The sequence below is a fragment of the Flavobacterium adiutor genome (assembly GCF_048282555.1).
Taxonomy (GTDB): Bacteria; Bacteroidota; Bacteroidia; order Flavobacteriales; family Flavobacteriaceae; genus Flavobacterium.
Map to the genome: position 1 here is coordinate 497,937 of NZ_CP182487.1, position 18,853 is coordinate 516,789.

Below are 18,853 nucleotides of genomic sequence, written 5' to 3' on the forward strand. Positions count from 1 at the left end.
CAATAAATCAACATACTGATTTAGCTCATAACATTAAATTTTTATTATGATAACATCTGGTTAATGATTTCTTAACATAGGTGGTTACATCTTTGCATCCTTAAATTAAGGGCAAAAGAAAAAATGATAAAAAGAATACTAATAGCAGTTTTAATACTGCTGACATGTGGAGCTAATGCGCAGGAACTGAATAAACAGGATGTAAAAAACGAAGTGATGCGTATTTTAGATTCTATCAATAAAGCAAAACTTCCTGATACCAAATCTGGGGGAGGTGTTGAAGAACACTGGTACGACAAAATTTCTTTAAGAGGTTATGCACAAATCAGATACAACGGTTTGTTTTCTACAAATGATAAAGTTTCCTGCGACCAGTGTGATAAATCCTGGGGGACAACTTCTACCGACCCGGATGCAAAAGCAAACAACGGGCTTTTTGTCCGTCGTGCGCGGTTAGTGTTTTCTGGACAGGTTCATCCAAATGTTTTTTTTTATTTTCAGCCGGATTTTGCCAGTTCACCAGGCACTGGGCTTAATAATTTCGTACAAATTCGTGATTTGTATTTCGATCTTTCTTTCGATAAAAAAAGAGAATATCGTGTACGTGTGGGACAAAGTAAAATTCCTTATGGATTTGAAAATATGCAGTCCAGTTCACAGCGTCTTACTTTAGACCGTGCTGACGGGATAAACAGTGCAATCGCAAACGAACGTGATTTAGGAATTTTCTTTTATTGGGCACCAGCTGAAATCAGGGAACGTTTTGCGATGCTGGTAAAAGATGGTTACAAAGGTTCAGGTGATTTTGGGGTTTTTGCTTTGGGAGTTTACAACGGACAAATAGCAAATAAAATAGACGGGAACAGAGATTTAAATGCAGTAGCAAGAGCTACTTATCCTTTTGTTATTGGGAACCAGATTATAGAACCCGGGATTCAGGCGTACACTGGAAAATGGGCTTTTACCGGAGAAATTTCTTCAGGAGTTGTCGTAAATGGGGATCCTAAATATATAAAAGACGAGAGGATAGGAGCGACTTTTGTTTTGTATCCTAAGCCTTTCGGAATACAGACTGAATATAATATTGGAACTGGACCACGCTATAATCCGACTACGAATTCGGTTGATGTTACAGATTTAAATGGCGGGTACGTTTTACTGAATTATAAATGGGACATAAAAAAACAACATATTTATCCTTTCGCCAAATTTCAATATTATGACGGAGGTAAAAAATATGAAAAAGATGCCAGAAGTTATGTAGTAAGAGATTACCAAATTGGCGTAGAATGGCAGCCAATTAAGGCATTTGAATTAGTCGCAGAATACGTTATTGCCGACAGAACATTTGAAGATAGTGCCATTCCGCTTAACAGACAACAGGGGAATTTATTGCGATTACAAGCGCAGTTTAATTTCTAAATCTACTACTCAAAAACAGTAAATAATGATTCCCAGTCGATCTTATTTTCAAATTGGGATAAACCTTTAAACGATTTTACTTTTGAAAGATCTTCAATCGTAAAGTCGTTTTGTGTTGCATATGGCACCAGTTGTTCTTCCTGAAGTTTTATAGCCAGATATTCCTGTTCGTATTGACCCGGTGTTGGAATAAAAAAGGCCTTTTTACCCAGTTTTGCCAAATCCATAACGGTTGTATAACCTGAGCGGCATAAAACCAAATCACTTTCGTTAAAAGTCTGTTCCAGTTGTTTGGTATTCATGAAATTATAATAGGTCACATTTTTGATCTGCTGTTTGGTTTGTGTTTTTTCGACAATACCTTTTATAAAAACAATTTCACCTTTGTATCGTGTAATTTCTGCCTGAAGTTTTTCTTCTAATAATGTACGCTGAGGCTCAGGACCGGACAAAATAATCATTAGATCATATTGTTTGGGAGTATCTTTTTTGCGCATTCTGCTCAAAGGCCCAATATATTTCAGGTTAAGTTCACTTTTTTTAAGATGACCCAGATTACCTGTTAAATTTGGATCTCCATCTGTATCAGGAATCCAGCATTCATTATATTTTTTTATAAAATACTGATGGCATTTACTAGTAAACTTTGTCGTATTTCCTGTCATCACATTGAGTTGATGGGTAATAAATACTGAAGGTACTTTTTTACTGAAAACCCCCAGTCTGTTATCTGAAATGATACCGTCTATATCATATTTTTTAATCCATGAATTCACTATTTTCTTTTCATCCACTATAGCGGCAATCATTTTAGGTAAACTTTTAATCAGCTTCCATTTAAAGTTTTTGCCATTTTTGGCATATTCAATATGATAAGAAGGCAGTTCTAAAGTCTGAATATATGGAAATTCTTTTTGTAATAATGCCAATGCAATGCCATCCGAAGCAATTATAGGGATATAATTATTTTCCTGTAAAGCTTTAATTATTGGAATGCATCTGGTGGCATGACCCAATCCCCAGTTTAAAGGAGTAATTAAAATAGTTTTATTGGCTGTATATTCGATGCTCATATCGGGCGATTTTCAAACGAAGATACAGAAATACTCTTTTTATATTATTTCGGAAATATTACTAAATTATTAACTATAAAGTTTGAAATTCAAAAATCAAGTTCAAAAATCAATGCAAATAATATTGAATTTAGCCCAGATTACGCATTAGAAAAACTAAATTTTATAACTAATCGAAATAAAATTAGTTAGATATTTGATATCTTTAGTCTTTAAAGAATAAGATGTTGAATATTAATACTGTATGATTTTTTTAAATCTTTAATGCGTAATCTGGGTTTAGGAGAAAATGATTGTTTTCATGTATAAAAAAGTCCGGACTTCTCAATGAGAATCCGGACTTGCGGGTCTGAAAAAAATCTTTTTAATCCTGAATATACGTTTTGTTTCCGTTTTTGTTTATGTAATATTTTCCTCCTTTTGGACCGGTATAGACTTTTTTACCATTGTATTCGCCAGTAACTTTATCGGCTACTTTTGGGGCTTTTTCGGTAGTTTCTTTTAAAGTCTTACTTTTTGAAGCAGATTTTTTAGCTTTCTCAGCTGCGGTTTTGGCTTTTACAGCTTCTTTGTTTGCTGTGTTCTTTGCATTTTCGGCTTGCTTAGCAGCATTCTTCGAATTCTCAGCTTCTTTTTTAGCTTTTACAGCTTCTTTATCTGCTGTATTTTTAGCATTTGCGGACTCCTTTTTTGCTTTGTCTGCTGCTTTTTTAGCTTTTTCAGCGTCCGATTTGGTTTTTTTTGCAGAGGCCTCGGTTTTGCTCTTAGTTGTTTTCACAGCTGTTTCCTGAGCATACAAATGAGTTGAGAAGACAACTACAAAACAAAGTAATACTATTTTTTTCATAAGAGTAGGAGTTTAAAGTTGAATTAAAATTAATCAATTTTATAATAGCTTTTCTTTAAAGGGTTAAAAATAAGCACGTAGCTGTATGTTTCCAGTATGTACTGTAACTCCTGTTTCACTTTTGCGACCCTGATAGTTTAAATTTATATCTAAAAACTGGGTTATATTTTTCTGCAGAAGTAATTTCCAGACTAAATTTTCACCTGCCTGAAGTCCTTCGAGCATTTGAAACCCAACAGAAGAAAATTCATTTCCAGCGAATTTATTTTTATAAAAGGAGAACTCTCCGTTCACTGTCACTTTTTTATCGCCGGCATACGAAAATGAAGTCCCTAATCTATTTTGGTTTAAGGTTTCAAAATTTCCAGTTTGATTTTCTTTTTGCTGCAATTCATAAAAGAAGTCCAGGCTAGTGTTTTTCGAAAACAAATAACTGATTTTAGGAGCGACCTGAAAACCGGTTAAGTCATAATTTTTCTCGATAAAGTCCTCTGATGTGAGGGATGTTTTAATTGTTTTTGCAAATAGATTAAATAGCCAGCTTTTTTGGTACAAATGCGTGTATTGCAATTGATGTGAATCGTTTTTTACAGACTGAGAACCAATAGAGAGAAGGGTTTTTGCATTATTAATCAGATAAGAATAAGTGACAGAATGCTTCTGCTTACCCCGGTTATAAAATAAACTGTTCCTGAAACCCGAATTTAAGCCCAAAATATTTTCTTCGGAAGAATAAAACGGATTCAGTTCAAAATTATCGCCATCACTTTTTACCTTTCTGTCCAGAATAAAGGAGGTCTGGTTATAAAAGTAAGATAATATCTTTTTGTAACCTTTTTCATTTTGCCATTGCAAAGGGTTTATAGTCAGGGACTGTGAAAATTTATTCTGATTGGTTTTAATATAAACCCGATTAGGTAAAAATACACGGATGAATTTAGCCTGATCCGGAAATGGCGCTACTTCAAACTCTTCCAGCTCCTGAACATTATTGCCGTTGTAATCATTCCACGCATAGACACCCTGACCGCCAGGAACTTCCAGATAGGTATATTCCTGCTGTGCAATGGTACCGGAACTGGTTTCGTAAACGGTTCCGACTTGAAGAAACTGCTTAAAAAAACGATCGTTGTACAATATTCTCGAATTTAACGAAGGTTCGTTTTTCCGGTCAGCAGCTGTAAAATCTAAATTTCGGTAACTGGCATAAACCGCTAAATCTGTTTTTTTGTTCTGAATCAGTTTCGATTTCAAAAAATAGGTTTGCGAATGGCTCACATGTTGTAATAATCCGTTTTGCAAACTATCATTTTTTCTGCGTAAAAAACCCAGTTCTACAAAAACTTTGGTACTGTCGCCACGACCAACAAAAATACCATACTCTGCAAATCGTTGGCTAATTGCCGAAAACTGGTTCGTAGCTTTATCTTTTTCCTGATTGTCTTCGATCTGAATATTCCCGCCAATCCAGTTTTTGCCAAAATGATATTTGGTTTTGGCAAGGTTTCTAATAAATTTTGAAGTTGAGGCTGTGGCATCACTGCTCAGAAGACTACCTTGATTTTCGATCGTCCAGTTTTTTAGTTTAAAAAAAGCGGTAGAAGTATGTCGGTTTCCGGAATAACTTTCGGTAAAATCCAATTTTTCAAACTGATAATTAAACAATCCGATATTGGTTGTTTTTTTCTTCGTAAACAAATCAAAATTTAAGCCTGCGACTAATAAACTCTGATCACCTAAAAGTGTTGTATTTAAATTCCAGTCTCTGTTAAATTCGATATTATACAAACGTTCGACTGACTTAAAATCCTTTTCTACAAACTGATAATTAGCATAACCATCCAAAGTCCAGTCTTTCGTAAAAAGGCGTTTTTTGGTGTTTACTTTTAAAGCGATTCCGTTGTTGTTGCCATCATCAAGCTCCGAAAAAAGATTCTGGTCATTGTTACTAATTCCAATTTCAAAATCAACCAGCGTTTTTTCGTTCGGATTGTATTTTCCTAAAAGAGTAGCGATTTGAAGTTTCATCGGTGCCACTAATTGTAAAAGAGGTTCATAATTTCCCTGAGGAATTCCATTTACCGGAGCAATATATTCATAAATCCGCTCAACTGAATTGGCATTCTTAATGACATAATTTCCAGAGTTGGCTCCTATAAGACTGAATTTTACATTATACAAAACATCATCAGGGTTAGTGGAGTACTCATAAGCTTCAATGCCATTTATAATTGTTTTTTTGTATAAAATTTTCTTATCAGAAAAGGTGTCTTCATATGCCGAAGGTGCTTGCATTAAGGTGGTATCATCTCCAGCCTCACTTAAAATCTGAACTTGTTCTGTAGAAAGATTTTGCTGTAAAGGCTGATTTTTTAAATCATTTTCAGAATATAAATAACCTGCAAAACTCCAGTTTTTATTTTCATGGGAAGCACTGGCATAGGTTAACATACGATTATAGTTACGGTCTGAATACTGGTATTCAATATTAATACGCATTTCAGAAGTAATCGTAAAAAGGGAGGTAAAAACAATTTCTCCAGCGTTATAATCAATTACATAATCATTATTCTCGCCTCTTTTCAGCAAAACGCCGTTTACATAAACTCGTTCGGAGCCAGAAATAACTAAAACATATAATTCGCCATTTTGCCCTTTTAACTTATAAGGTCCCTGATTTCCTTCCTGTCCAATAAAGGTGCTTTTGGCATATTGCCCTTTTGCAAAAGCTACCGATGCAAAAACATTAGTTTTATTGTCTTCATCGCCAAAATCAAAACTGCCCGAAAGTCCCTGAACTTTTTTGTTAAAACTTAAAAATTGCGTTTTTCGGTTTTCTAAAAACACATCTCCGGCCCTGATGTTCCAGTCGTCACTGAACAATTCCATAAAGATGTTATCAAACTGATCGAGCTTTTGCGAATAACCGCCTTCCTGCAGCGGAATATTACTGTCCTGCAGCGACGCCCGAAGACTTACCTTATCCGATATTTTTCCGGTAATCTGAAGGTCTAAATTGGAGTTTAAGACCGTATTTTGATTGTTTCCAATGGTGACACCGCGGGTGATACTCCCAGAAGTATTTAATCCATCAAACGGGGTGGTTTTTTTAGAATTGGTGTTGTCTATTTTGTATAGTTTTTCAGAGCCGGCACCATTGCTTACCACCTGACTTGATTTGTAAAGGCTGTATTCTTTGGTTAAAAAATCAGGGTATTTTAAATAATTAACTGTCAAAGTATCTGAATCCGAACTAATATTTTCTTTTAAGAGAAGATAGCCTTTTTGAAAATCGATTTTATAAAAGGAAGAATCTATAGTTTCGTTTTTTGAGTTTAAAAGCTGAAAAAATCCGGAATTGATACTGATATTTTCCAGATGAATCGTATCTCTTGTAATTTTTACTTTTTTGGTTTTATAGAGCGGATCTGTTTCCTGGGCCCGAAGCCCGGAGCAAGAAATTAAAACCAATAAAAGAAGTAATTTTTTCAGCATAAATACTTTAACTCTAAAAAGCCAAAAGTAGTATTTATAATTGGGAAATGTTGTGGCAGATAAAGGTTTAGTTATTGGATAAAATGCTTAATTGAGATGTGTTCCTATGACAATAAGAGTTATCATTAAGATTATCAATGCAAAAACAGAATGAGGATTTGCAAAATTAGTGGTGTATCCAAATTGGTTTATTTTTTTGGGAGGAAATAGCCTTTTGTCTTTTGGGTTATAATAAAAAATACCCCAAATCCAGCTTTCAGGATCTTGGTTCCAATTGTTTTTTTGTTCTTCTGTTGGTTCTTGATTGTATCCCATTTCTTTGGATTTATTTTTTATTGTAATGAATTATCCAATTGCAATTATAATTACTAAAGTGAGAGTGCTAAAGCTGCGTTATTCATGATTTTTGAATTGATTGAGTTTGAGTTTCTTTTCAGTTTCATATAAAACAATGGCGATGCATAGTATGAGACCTACAAGCACTGAGAACTCTGTAAATGATGTAGAACCGAAAATTATATATAATACAATTTGAATAAGTAACAATAAAGACAATAATTTAAGAAAAAGACTTGTACTAAATTTTTGTGCAAAATCCCAATTCACTTTATTTTTCATTGAATTAGCTGTTCGATAGCCATACAATGAATTTATTTTTTTTGGAGGAAACAGCTTAGTTATCAATATCACACACAAAGTGATGATTACTATTGGATTTTTGAATAAAAGATCTATTGCTTCCATATAATTATTTGATTTTTTTAAGGAACTTGATTTCAAATTTATAAAAAAATAACCGACAAAATTAAATGATTATCAAACATTTATATAAATGGAAAAATAAATAAGGCTTCACAATGAAGTGAAGCCCTTTCTATAAGTTTGAACTAAATAATTACCTTTTATAAAAAATTAGTTTAATTCTTTCGTGACAATCTGCATCGTTTCACGGCTTACTTGTTTTAGTAAAACTGCTTTGTTTTCTTCAACAGTTTGTGCGGCTTCTTCACTAAAATGACGAATTGTATATAAAGTTACATTGTCAGTAAAATCTACTTTGAATTTTTTTGAAAGAATAGCATTCAGTTCATTGAAGTTTCCAAATTTATCTTCTACGCAAACAGAGAAACTAATCGCTGAGTTCTGAATTAAGTTTACTTTCAGTTTAAACTGATGGAATAACCCGAAAATTTCACTGATGTTTTCTTCCATAATAAAAGAAAAATCAATGGAAGAAAGTGAAATCAAAAGCTGTTCTCTTTTTACAATAAAACAAGGCAGGTAAGGCTCTAAATCTACTCCTTTAGAAACGCAGGTTCCTTTTAATAACGGATTCACAAATGATTTTACGTACAAAGGAATCTCTTTCTTTTGTAATGGCTGTAATGTTTTCGGGTGAATAACCGTTGCGCCGTAAAAAGCAAGTTCAATAGCTTCACGGTATGAAATCTGGTTTAACAAACTCGCATTTTCAAAATAGCGCGGATCTGCATTCATAACTCCCGGAACATCTTTCCAGATTGTAACGCTTTCTGCATTTAGACAATAAGCAAAAATTCCTGCAGTGTAGTCTGAACCTTCACGTCCTAAAGTTGTGGTAAAATTGTTTTCATCAGCACCTAAAAATCCTTGCGTGATGTTTAAGATTTTGCGAGGTACATTTTTGCTGATGTTTTGCTGAGTAGTTTCCCAGTCAACTTCTGCGTCTCTGTAATTAGCATTAGTTTTAATGAAGTTACGAACATCAAGCCATTGCGTTTGAATACCCATGAAATTCATAAAATGACTTAGAATATTTGTTGAAATCAGCTCACCAAAACTCACAATTTGATCGTAAACAAAATTATAGTTTGGAGATTTATTATGAGCCAGGAAATATTCTAACTCTGAAAACTGCTCATTAACAGCTGCAAAAACGGCATGTTTTTCATCTGCAAATAAATCCAGTAATATTTGATTGTGATATTTTTTTATCTCTTGTACAGAAGAAGTAAGTTCCGCCGATTTATCAAAATAGTTTTTAATAACGACCTCCAATGCATTTGTGGTTTTCCCCATAGCCGAAACGACCAAAATTACATCTTCATACCCAACTTTTTGCAAAACGTCATAAACGTTTTTAATTCCTTCAGCATCTTTTACCGATGCACCACCAAATTTAAATACTCTCATCTTTGAATTTGTATTGTTGAGACCCACTGAAGTGCGTCTCTGTCAGTTTTTTTAAAATTTTAATATTTGAATTTAACAGGATCACTCCTTAATTTTCCTGTCGCTTTTGTTTAATTAATTTTTTCTAAGTACGAATTAATTCCTGCTTCATCCATTTGAACTACCCTCCAGTCTTCTATAACTCTTGCGCCTGAGTTTTCGTAGAAATTTACTGCAGGAGTATTCCAGTTGAGAACATTCCATTCGATTCTTCGAACATTATCTTTTTTCCCCTGTTTCATTATTTCAGAATAAAGCGCCGATCCTAAACCTGTACCTCTCATTTCTTCTTTTACAATTAAATCTTCAAGATGAATTGTTTTTCCTTTCCAAGTTGAATAGCGATAATAATATAGTGCAATGCCAACAATTTTTTCATCTACTTCCGCTACAAAAACGTGAAACAGTGGTCTTTCACCAAAACCATCACGTACTAAATCCTCTTCGGTAATTAAAACTGCATCAGGTTCTTTTTCGAATATCGCAAGCTCCTGAATCAGTCCTAAAACCGCCTTCATATCTTCAGGTTTTCCTTTTCTAATATTCATAAATTCATATTTTTAATCTGTTATTGGAGAATTAAGTATTTTTTTATTGTAAACTTTTTGCGTTTAATTAGCAAATATACAATAGTAGCAAACTAACGAAATAATTTTTGAATCATTCTCACAAAAAAAGCGATATTTGTGACTTATAATTAAAACTACAACGATATAGCAAATGGAAGAACGCAATAAAACACTGGGAGAGTTTATTATTGAGAACCAAAAAGCATTTCAGTATTCATCTGGGGAATTATCCCGGATTATCAACTCTATACGTCTGGCGGCAAAAGTTGTCAACTATAAAGTAAACAAAGCTGGATTAGTGGATATAATAGGCGCCGTGGGCGAACAGAATGTTCAGGGAGAAGACCAGCAAAAATTAGATGTCTATGCCAATGAAGTATTCATTCAGACGTTAATAAACCGTGAGATTGTCTGTGGAATTGCTTCAGAAGAAAACGACGAATATATTACTGTCAAGGGGAGCGACAACAGTAATAATAATAAGTACGTGATCTTAATGGATCCGCTGGACGGATCTTCAAACATTGATGTAAATGTTTCTTTAGGAACTATTTTTTCTGTTTTCAGAAGAAAAACACCAATCGGCACCCCGGTAACAAGCGAGGATTTTTTACAGCCGGGCGTTAATCAGGTGGCAGCAGGATATGTAATTTACGGAACTTCAACTATGCTGGTTTATACAACCGGACATGGTGTAAACGGATTTACTTTAAACCCGGCAATTGGAACTTTTTATCTTTCACATCCAAACATGAAATTTCCTAAAGACGGTAATATCTATTCGGTAAACGAAGGAAATTATGTTCACTTTCCGCAAGGAGTAAAAAATTATATCAAATATTGTCAGCGTGAAGAAGAGGACAGGCCTTATACTTCCAGATATATTGGAAGTTTGGTTTCCGATTTTCATCGAAATATGATTAAAGGTGGGATTTATATATATCCAACCAGTTCAAAAGCACCAAAAGGAAAACTGCGATTAATGTACGAATGCAATCCGATGGCATTCATTGCAGAGCAGGCCGGAGGAAAAGCAACAGACGGTTTTGGAAGAATAATGGAAATCCAGCCAACAGAATTGCATCAGAGGGTTCCGTTTTTTTGCGGAAGCATTAATATGGTAGAGAAGGCTGAGGAATTTATGGCAGCTGAATAGTATTCAGTTTTTAGTGTTCAGTTCACAGAGCACCTTGAAACTTTAAAGTTTGTTAGCTTTTTTATAGCAGAAATATCAGTAAAAACAAACCCGACAGGTTTTCAAAATCTGTCGGGTTTACTTTTGAATTGGCAATTTTTTTTAAATTAAGTATTGAACTGAATACTAATAATCTGTAAACTGACCACTAAAATTATTTATTCATGTGTTGCATTTCATAAACAAATGTGTCTAAATCAACTTTTTTGTCTACTAATGACAATGCTTTTGCAATGATGTAATCCACATTACTAGGGGTAAATCCTAAAGCTATACTTATCTTTTTTAATAAAACTTCTTGTTTATCTTCAAGATGATGGTCAACATGTACCATTCTTGTTAAATCATATAAGCGCTCCAGGCGCTGAACATATGAATAAGGTGGGTTGATAGGGTATTTCAAAGGATCGCTAAGGATTTCTTCATACTCAGAATCAGTTATTTCTAAACGGGATGCAAGTTTGTCTAGGAAGTTTTTTTCTTCCGGATATACAACTCCGTCTGCAAACGCTACGCGAACAATAGCTGAAAAGTGACCTTTATTTCTTTGTTTGAATTCGCTATCAAATAATTCTGCAAATGACATATTAAAAGTGTTTTTATTGAACAAAGATAAATTTTATTTTAAATTATCAATTTTAAAGTTCTCATAAAATTTAACTTATTTTTCTGCGTTGATTTAATAAAGGGCTTTGTTTATTATTCAAAATAAATTGTATGTTTACAGCCCAAAATGAATTAATATAAGTGCCCTCATGTCAGAATTTTGGATTTATTTTCAGATCGGTTTAAAGCATGTTTTAGATATTCATGCTTATGATCACGTATTGTTTTTAATCGCTTTAACAACACCATATGCATTTAAGGACTGGAAACGGATCTTATTGCTTGTTACAATGTTTACGGTTGGTCACACATTAGCGCTTTTGCTTTCTGTTTTTGGAGTTATAGCCGTAAAAGCTAGTCTGGTAGAGTTTCTAATTCCGGTTACAATTTTAATAACCGCATTTTTCAATCTTTTTACAGCCGGAAAAGTATCTAAAAATGAAAGCCTTAATCTGGTGTTTTTTTTGACTTTATTTTTTGGGATTATTCACGGTCTTGGATTTTCAAATTATTTTAAGACTATTTTAGGAGGTACAGCATCTTCAAAATTAGTACCTTTATTGGAATTTGCATTAGGAATCGAAGCAGCGCAATTAATAGTAGTCTTTGTAGTTTTGATTGTATCGTATATTGTACAGACAGTATTTCGTTTTTCAAAACGTGACTGGGCACTTGTAATGTCGGCCTTTGTTATTGGAGTTGTAATTCCGATGATTGTAGAAAGTCCTATTTGGAACAGATAAATAATGGATATAAAAAAATTAAACAAATACGATAAAGCTTATTTGAGGATAGCTAGGGAATGGGGTTCGCTGTCGTATTGTAAACGTAAGAAGGTAGGTGCTATAATTGTAAAAGACAGAATGATTATTTCTGATGGTTATAATGGAACACCAACCGGATTTGAAAATTGCTGCGAAGATGAAGACGGATTAACACGTTGGGATGTTTTGCATGCTGAAGCAAATGCAATTTTAAAAGTAGCCAGATCAACCCAATCCTGTGAAGGTGCAACTTTATATATTACACTTTCACCGTGTAAAGAATGCAGCAAGCTCATACATCAGTCAGGCATAAAAAGGGTTGTGTACCAAAATGGATATCGTGATGATTCCGGAATCCAGTTTTTATTGAAAGCAGGTGTTGAGGTAGAGCATATCCCGGTTTTAGAAGAATAATGAGATTCAATTCAAAATATTTGCCAATCGTTATTGGAGCAGCCTTTGCTCTTGGAACTCTTTTGGGTAGTCTGATGAATGCTCCGGTAGAGGATACGCTTCTGGCTAAAAATTATTCAAAGACCAAGCTTAATAAGCTGATTGATTTTATCAATAATGAGTATGTGGATAGTGTTAACACAGATTCGATTGTAAATCTTACGGTAGATAATATTTTGTCTAAATTAGACCCGCATTCTGTTTATATTCCGCCTACTGAACAGGCAGAAGTTGCCGAAAGTATGAAAGGTGATTTTGTGGGTGTGGGAATTAATTTTTACATGTATAAAGATTCTGTTGCGATCATAAAGCCTGTTGAAAATGGTCCTTCGGCGAAAGCCGGAATAAAATCAGGCGACCGAATTTTATATGCAGGCAAAACAAAATTATATGGAAGAAAACTGCCTTCTGATAGTTTGTTTTCTAAGTTAAAAGGGACAAAAGGGTCAGAAATCGAACTGACTGTTTTTAGAAAATCTGAGCAGAAGAAACTTAAATTCAAAATAAAAAGAGACATCATTCCTATAAAAAGTGTTGATGCTGCAATGATGCTTTCCAATAATACAGGATATATTAAAATTAATCGTTTTGCCGAAACCACTTATAAGGAATTCAAAGCTGGATTGACGAAGTTAAAACTAAAAGGAGTTCAGTCACTTGTTATCGATCTTCGGGATAACGGTGGCGGTTATATGGAAGAAGCTGTTGCTATTGCTGATGAGTTTTTAAAAGACAAACAGCTGATTGTTTTTACGAAAAACAAAAATGGCAGTACCGAAAAAGCTTATGCTACAAAAAAAGGAAGTTTTGAAACGGGTAAAGTAACGGTTTTGATTAATGAAAACAGTGCCTCAGCAAGTGAAATTCTGGCGGGAGCAATTCAGGATAATGATCGAGGAACAATTGTTGGACGCCGTTCTTTTGGAAAAGGTTTGGTGCAGCGCGAAATGGACTTCAATGATGGTTCTGCAGTTCGGTTAACTGTGGCGAGGTATTACACCCCAACCGGCAGATCTATTCAGAAACCATATACCAAAGGAAACGAAGAATATTTTAAAGAATCTGAAGCGAGAATAAAATCAGGTGAGTTGTATGCAAAAGACAGTATAAAAGTGGCTGATTCTTTAAAATTTAAAACCCCAAAAGGCAGAATTGTTTATGGAGGAGGAGGCATTGTTCCTGATGTTTTTGTGCCAATGGAAGCAGAGCACGGAAATGAAAATGTAGCTTACTTGCTGCAAACAGGAGTTGTGGGGCATTTCGTTTTTGAAGAATTGGATAAAAACAGAAATGCTTTTTCAGGACTTTATTTTAATGCGTTTTTATCTAAAATGAAAAAGTCTGAGGTTTATTTTAAGAAATTCAAAAACTACATTTTTATGACTGGCCTGGATCTTAAGTTGGATAAAACCAAAGATTTAGTCAATCGTTATATTGCTGCAGAATTTGCACGACAATTATACGGTGAATTGTATTACTACGACGTTATTTTAAAAGAGGACGCCATGATTAAAAAGGTGCTGAATGTAAAGAAATAATCTTTTAACTTCTTTGTAATGAAAATAGAAACTGTTGTAAATGCTGAAATCGAACTTCTGGCGGCTATCAAAAAAGCAGATGTTTCAGTTTTAGAAAAGGCGCTGCATGACGATTTGCTATTCAATTTGCCAGATGGAAATACTATTACTAAAGAATTCGATTTAAATTCCTATCGTTCCGGTAAAATGAAAATTGATTTGCTGGAAGCTTCAGATCAAATTATCAATATAATTGGAGATACTGCTGTTGTTGCCGTGACTATTTCTTTAAAAGGAACATTTGATAATAATCCGATAAGCGGTGCTTTTCGTTATGTCAGAGTCTGGAAACAATTTGATAAAAGTTTAAAAATAATAGCTGGAAGTTGTGTCGCCTTGCAATAAACAATAAAATAAAAAACATGAAAAATTTAATAAAAATAAGCTTTGTATTCGTTTTAATGACTTTTGTAGCTTCTTGTGCCTGTATGAAAGATAAAAATACAGTTTCAGGAAAAGTTGAATCTATTGAGAATGGTAAGGACGGTTATACTGCTAAAATCAATACAGCTAAAAATGAAGTTTATTTTGCGACAATCAGTATTGTAAACGTAGGTGGACCTCAAAATTATAAACAACTCAAAGAAGGTGAAGAAGTAACTTTAAAAGGTGAAATCTGGAAAACCGACACAGAAAAGCATATTAAAGTGAAAGAGATTGTTTCTGAGAAGTAATTTTCAATATATAAAGCTTTTAATATAGAATTAATCTTTAAATTTGAGTGTAAACAAAAAGGGTATGAATACAGCTGAACAAATAAAGCGAAATTTAATCTCAAGAATAGAAAATTCTGAAGATTTGAATTTTCTAAATGCACTTCAGACAGTTTTTGATTCTTCAGAACAGGCTTTGTATAAATTGTCTTCAGATCAGGGGGAGGCAATAGAAAACAGTCGTGTAGAGATTGGAAATGAAAAATTTCATAAAAATGAAGATGTAATCTCTGAAATGAAAGAATGGCTAAAAAAGAAATAATTTGGTCTGAACTCGCTAAAATTCAGTTTTCTAATGTTCTTGAGTTTTACTTTAACCGAAATGAAAGTTCTGATTACAGTTTGAAAATTTTGGCAGAAGTAGAGGATTTATTGGAAACTCTTTCTGAAAATGAAGGTATAGGTAGGTTGACTTCTAATAAAATAACCCGTGTAATTCCCATGAATGTATATTTGGTCTTTTATGAAATTAATAAAGACAGGACAGAAATTCTTTCTTTTTGGGATAATTGTCAAAATATTGAAAATAGAAAAATAAAATAATTTATCGAATACTATCATGTGTATGAGTCTGCACGCCATTATTCCATAAAGTAAGAATATCAGTGGCAACAGCAGCACCGCTTCCGGCAGCAATAGCCAATTGGCTTCTCCAGCCCGCCAAAGTTCCAATAACATAAATACCATCGGCTACTTTATGATCGTCATTTTTAAGCTGGATACGCTGTTTTTCAGGTAAGGCTTTTTTGTGTGGTTCAACATATTGCATCAAACCTTCGATAGCAAAAGTATTCGCAGAACCAATTCCGATAACAATGTTTTTTGTCGGGTAAGAATTCTTGTTAGTAATTACTGTAAATTCAGGATAATTACCCTCAATTTTAATTACCTTTTCATTTGGGATTTGAACAATGTGCGGATATGTTTGAGCCAAATCCTGAGTGCTTTCGACTAATAAAGCCGAACCCAATTTGCCTGGTTTTATGCCATAAGCATTATAAAAAATAGCTTCTTGTAACGAAGAATTTTTTTGATGTGTAAAAATTCCGATTTTTTTATCGGTCACAAAAGCTTTGTTTTTGGCGGATCCTAAAACCATGGCACATGATATGCCTGAAACACCTCCGCCAATAATTAAAACGTCAAACATATTATCTTCCGTTTGTTTTCTCTTCTATTTTTTTCGAAATCCTAAAAATCAAAAGAATTAAAATAGCGCAGAATGAAGCAGCTACTCCAATAAGAGCTACAGCACTGTCTCCTTCGAACGGATTTTGAAAGTCAAGCTGCGTAATATTAAAGACGATTAAAGCCAGTGCCAAAACCACTAAGATGGAAGTAAAGATTTTCATAGGATTGATTATTTGTCTAAAATAATAAAGCAGAGCTTTTTGAGCTGTATTTTAGAATTTTATAGAGCAAATTTAAAAAAATATCTTTTAGACAAACAAACCTTTAACATTAGCTGCGAATAATTTAACAGCTATTGCTAATAGAATTACTCCAAATGTCTTGCGGACTACGCCAAGTCCATTTTCACCTAATAAAGTTTCAATTCTTTTCGATGATTTTAAAACAATATAAACGAGAATAATGTTCAATAAAATCGCAATAATGATATTGATAGTGTGAAATTGAGATCGCAATGAAAGCAAGGTGGTCATAGTTCCTGCTCCGGCAATTAACGGAAAAGCTAATGGAACGATTGATGCTGATCCAGGTTCTTCATCACGGTAAATTCTAATGCCTAAAATCATTTCCAGTGCCAGAAAGAATAATACAAACGAACCTGCTACAGCAAACGAATGAACATCAATTCCTATTAGATTCAGTAGCCCTTCTCCAACGAAAAGAAAAACAATCATTATAGTACCTGCAACAAGTGAAGCTTTTTCAGACTCGATATGGCCTACTTTAGCTCGTAAATTCACAATAATCGGAATGGAACCCACAATATCAATAACAGCAAAAAGCACCATGCTTATTGTAATGATTTCTTTTAAACTGATTTCTAGCATATTGTTTTGATTTTTAGGGGTTAAAGATTTTGCAAAAGTAGTTAATAAAGTTAGGTGATTTTTTGATAGTATGTATTTTTGTTACAAAAATATGTTTTTGGTGTTAAAAATGAGATATTTATAACAATGATAGTTTTTCTAACATAGTTTCGCAAAGATTTTGTACAAAGATTCACGAAGTATTATTTTAAACTTCATAAATAATAATAAAACTTTGGTGAAAGTTGTATAAACCTTTGCGAATCTTCATGCTGGATTTTTTATGTCTTTTCTTTGACTATCTTTGCACTTTATAAATTTTAGTATTTTATTATCATGTTTCAATTAGGAAAAACCATTATTTCAGAAGATATTCTTGAAAAAGAATTTGTGTGCAACTTGTCGGCTTGTAAAGGAGCCTGCTGTGTTGATGGGGATGCCGGTGCTCCTTTGAGCGAAGTAGAAACCAAAATTCTGGAAGAGATATATCCTAAAGTAAAACCTTTTTTGCGCAAAGAAGGTATTGTAGCTATTGAAGCGCAGGGAACCTGGATAAAAGGTACCGACGGCGATCTTGAAACGCCGTTAATTGATAATAAAGATTGTGCTTACGTAATTTTTGATGGTAAAACAGCCCTTTGTGGAATCGAACAGGCCTATAATCAGGGAATTGTTGACTGGAAAAAACCTGTTTCCTGTCATTTGTATCCAATCCGAGTAAAAGATTTTACCGAGTTTGCAGCTGTAAATTATGACAAATGGGATATTTGTGATAATGCCTGTTCTTTAGGTAAAGAGCTTGAAGTTCCTGTTTATAAATTTGTCAAAGAGGCACTAATTCGCCGTTTTGGTGAAGACTGGTATATCGAGCTTGAAAAGGTGGCAGAGGAGTATAAAAAAGTCTAAAATCAACGCTGTTATATACGTCATAATTTTGTTTTTTTTAGCTCAAAAAAAACTTTTTAATACATTCTAAAATTTCTTGTTTCTTATTCTAAAAAGCCTATATTTTACGCAACTTTAGGGTACAATTGAGTTGTTTAAGTGTTTTGTTTTCAGTAAATTAAATATTGTCTTAAAAAAGTTTCAATTTTTAGCCTTTGTTAAAAACTACATCGAATTGTGAATAAGTTTGACTTTCCTTTTTGGCAGAAAAGACTCAACTTTGTAGAATAGAAATAACAAAGCCACAGTTCGTAGCTGCGGCTTGTTTTAAATTTGTTTTTTTATGGATCTTCAAAATCCTGAAAACTGGCAAACTATTTCTGGAATTATCTTAAATGTTATTGGTATTATTCTTGAAATCTACCGGACAACAAAAGATAAAAAATAGTTAGATTTTTAAACCCGTCTTAGGCGGGTTCTTTTTATTTCTACAAATGTAAAAATAAACATTAAATCTAATGTTAAAACAACACCTTTAATTTATCAACAATCGTTTATAACTACAAGATGTCTTACTATCAGTAGTGAATATTTTCAACTATCATCATCTCTTATTCTATTATGCTATATTAATTTTTACGATAGCTACTTGTGATACAAATAAAAAATACCTTTTTCTTTTCATTTTATACCCAATGCTGTTGAAGATTTTAAAGAGTTTGCTACAGTTAATTATGACAAGTGGGATATCTGTGATGATGCTTGTTCTTTGGCAAAAGAATTAGAAGTTCCGGTTTATAAATTTGTCAAAGAGGCACTAATTCGCCGTTTTGGTGAAGACTGGTATATCGAGCTTGAAAAGGTGGCAGAGGAGTATAAAAAAGTCTAAAATCAACTCTGTTATATATGTCATAATTTTGGTTTTTTTTAGCTCAAAAAAAAGTTTTTTTAGCTCAAAAAAAACTTTTTAAAACATTCTAAAATTTCTTGTTTCTTATTCTAAAAAGCCTATATTTTACAGGGGTTTAGTGTTTGTGCTCTGATAT

At 33.5% G+C, this 18,853-nt stretch carries 21 protein-coding genes and 1 pseudogene; 11 read left to right on the forward strand and 11 right to left on the reverse strand.

What is annotated here, in order from left to right; all coding sequences use genetic code 11:
• Window positions 1-123: 123 nt before the first annotated feature.
• Window positions 124-1,422 (forward strand): porin, encoded by a 1,299-nt coding sequence (locus tag ACNC7R_RS02100; RefSeq protein WP_417939344.1) that lies wholly within the window; start codon window positions 124-126, stop codon window positions 1,420-1,422.
• A gap of 5 nt (window positions 1,423-1,427) precedes the next feature.
• Here the strand turns inward: ACNC7R_RS02100 and ACNC7R_RS02105 are convergent, their stop codons facing one another.
• The 7 genes from ACNC7R_RS02105 to ACNC7R_RS02135 form a co-directional block, all read right to left on the reverse strand.
• Complete coding sequence (locus ACNC7R_RS02105; protein WP_417939345.1) at window positions 1,428-2,495, reverse strand: glycosyltransferase; 1,068 nt, start codon at window positions 2,493-2,495, stop codon at window positions 1,428-1,430.
• Between the two features lie 364 nt (window positions 2,496-2,859).
• A complete protein-coding gene (locus ACNC7R_RS02110) occupies window positions 2,860-3,342 on the reverse strand; it encodes a hypothetical protein (RefSeq protein ID WP_417939347.1) in 483 nt (160 codons plus the stop codon).
• Between the two features lie 63 nt (window positions 3,343-3,405).
• Window positions 3,406-6,837, reverse strand: a complete 3,432-nt coding sequence (locus tag ACNC7R_RS02115; protein WP_417939348.1) for a hypothetical protein — start codon at window positions 6,835-6,837, stop codon at window positions 3,406-3,408.
• An 87-nt stretch (window positions 6,838-6,924) separates the two neighbouring features.
• The gene (locus tag ACNC7R_RS02120; protein ID WP_417939350.1) at window positions 6,925-7,152 is read right to left on the reverse strand and encodes a DUF5808 domain-containing protein; all 228 of its coding nucleotides are present in this window, start codon (window positions 7,150-7,152) and stop codon (window positions 6,925-6,927) included.
• A gap of 78 nt (window positions 7,153-7,230) precedes the next feature.
• Window positions 7,231-7,581, reverse strand: coding sequence for an SdpI family protein (locus ACNC7R_RS02125; protein ID WP_417939351.1), 351 nt, complete (start codon window positions 7,579-7,581; stop codon window positions 7,231-7,233).
• Between the two features lie 168 nt (window positions 7,582-7,749).
• Window positions 7,750-9,009 carry an aspartate kinase gene (locus ACNC7R_RS02130; RefSeq protein WP_417939353.1) on the reverse strand — a complete coding sequence of 420 codons (1,260 nt, stop codon included), beginning with the start codon at window positions 9,007-9,009 and terminating at the stop codon, window positions 7,750-7,752.
• A 110-nt stretch (window positions 9,010-9,119) separates the two neighbouring features.
• Window positions 9,120-9,596, reverse strand: a complete 477-nt coding sequence (locus ACNC7R_RS02135) for a GNAT family N-acetyltransferase (protein WP_417939354.1) — start codon at window positions 9,594-9,596, stop codon at window positions 9,120-9,122.
• A 172-nt stretch (window positions 9,597-9,768) separates the two neighbouring features.
• Here ACNC7R_RS02135 and fbp point away from each other — a divergent pair, with 172 nt between their 5' ends.
• Window positions 9,769-10,773 carry a class 1 fructose-bisphosphatase gene (gene fbp, locus ACNC7R_RS02140; RefSeq protein WP_417939356.1) on the forward strand — a complete coding sequence of 335 codons (1,005 nt, stop codon included), beginning with the start codon at window positions 9,769-9,771 and terminating at the stop codon, window positions 10,771-10,773.
• Between the two features lie 193 nt (window positions 10,774-10,966).
• Here fbp and ACNC7R_RS02145 read toward each other — a convergent pair whose 3' ends face one another.
• Window positions 10,967-11,398, reverse strand: coding sequence for a TerB family tellurite resistance protein (locus ACNC7R_RS02145; RefSeq protein WP_417943121.1), 432 nt, complete (start codon window positions 11,396-11,398; stop codon window positions 10,967-10,969).
• 169 nt (window positions 11,399-11,567) lie between these two features.
• Here ACNC7R_RS02145 and ACNC7R_RS02150 point away from each other — a divergent pair, with 169 nt between their 5' ends.
• The 7 genes from ACNC7R_RS02150 to ACNC7R_RS02180 all read left to right on the forward strand — a co-directional run bounded on the left by ACNC7R_RS02150 (window position 11,568) and on the right by ACNC7R_RS02180 (window position 15,468).
• Window positions 11,568-12,161, forward strand: coding sequence for a HupE/UreJ family protein (locus ACNC7R_RS02150; RefSeq protein WP_417939358.1), 594 nt, complete (start codon window positions 11,568-11,570; stop codon window positions 12,159-12,161).
• 3 nt (window positions 12,162-12,164) lie between these two features.
• Window positions 12,165-12,596, forward strand: coding sequence for a deoxycytidylate deaminase (locus ACNC7R_RS02155; protein ID WP_417939359.1), 432 nt, complete (start codon window positions 12,165-12,167; stop codon window positions 12,594-12,596).
• Window positions 12,596-14,173, forward strand: coding sequence for a S41 family peptidase (locus ACNC7R_RS02160; protein WP_417939361.1), 1,578 nt, complete (start codon window positions 12,596-12,598; stop codon window positions 14,171-14,173). Before ACNC7R_RS02155 ends, ACNC7R_RS02160 begins: the two co-directional genes overlap by 1 nt.
• Window positions 14,174-14,191: 18 nt before the next feature.
• Window positions 14,192-14,557: a nuclear transport factor 2 family protein gene (locus ACNC7R_RS02165; protein ID WP_417939363.1), complete on the forward strand. Its 366-nt coding sequence runs from the start codon at window positions 14,192-14,194 to the stop codon at window positions 14,555-14,557.
• 17 nt (window positions 14,558-14,574) lie between these two features.
• Window positions 14,575-14,886 (forward strand): hypothetical protein, encoded by a 312-nt coding sequence (locus tag ACNC7R_RS02170; RefSeq protein WP_417939365.1) that lies wholly within the window; start codon window positions 14,575-14,577, stop codon window positions 14,884-14,886.
• Window positions 14,887-14,950: 64 nt separating this feature from the next.
• A complete protein-coding gene (locus ACNC7R_RS02175; RefSeq protein WP_417939367.1) occupies window positions 14,951-15,187 on the forward strand; it encodes a hypothetical protein in 237 nt (78 codons plus the stop codon).
• Window positions 15,169-15,468 (forward strand): type II toxin-antitoxin system RelE/ParE family toxin, encoded by a 300-nt coding sequence (locus tag ACNC7R_RS02180; protein ID WP_417939369.1) that lies wholly within the window; start codon window positions 15,169-15,171, stop codon window positions 15,466-15,468. Before ACNC7R_RS02175 ends, ACNC7R_RS02180 begins: the two co-directional genes overlap by 19 nt.
• A 1-nt stretch (window position 15,469) precedes the next feature.
• Here the strand turns inward: ACNC7R_RS02180 and ACNC7R_RS02185 are convergent, their stop codons facing one another.
• The 3 genes from ACNC7R_RS02185 to ACNC7R_RS02195 form a co-directional block, all read right to left on the reverse strand.
• On the reverse strand, window positions 15,470-16,075 hold the full coding sequence (locus tag ACNC7R_RS02185; protein WP_417939370.1) for an FAD-dependent oxidoreductase: 606 nt from the start codon (window positions 16,073-16,075) through the stop codon (window positions 15,470-15,472).
• 1 nt (window position 16,076) lies between these two features.
• Window positions 16,077-16,277, reverse strand: coding sequence for a hypothetical protein (locus tag ACNC7R_RS02190; protein WP_417939371.1), 201 nt, complete (start codon window positions 16,275-16,277; stop codon window positions 16,077-16,079).
• A gap of 87 nt (window positions 16,278-16,364) precedes the next feature.
• On the reverse strand, window positions 16,365-16,943 hold the full coding sequence (locus ACNC7R_RS02195; RefSeq protein WP_417939373.1) for a MarC family protein: 579 nt from the start codon (window positions 16,941-16,943) through the stop codon (window positions 16,365-16,367).
• A gap of 315 nt (window positions 16,944-17,258) precedes the next feature.
• On the opposite strand from ACNC7R_RS02195, the gene ACNC7R_RS02200 reads away from it, so the two are divergent.
• Both ACNC7R_RS02200 and ACNC7R_RS02205 read left to right on the forward strand, forming a co-directional pair.
• On the forward strand, window positions 17,259-17,828 hold the full coding sequence (locus ACNC7R_RS02200) for a DUF3109 family protein (protein WP_417939374.1): 570 nt from the start codon (window positions 17,259-17,261) through the stop codon (window positions 17,826-17,828).
• A gap of 643 nt (window positions 17,829-18,471) precedes the next feature.
• Window positions 18,472-18,696, forward strand: a pseudogene (locus ACNC7R_RS02205) (DUF3109 family protein); the annotation flags it as partial.
• Window positions 18,697-18,853: the final 157 nt, after the last annotated feature.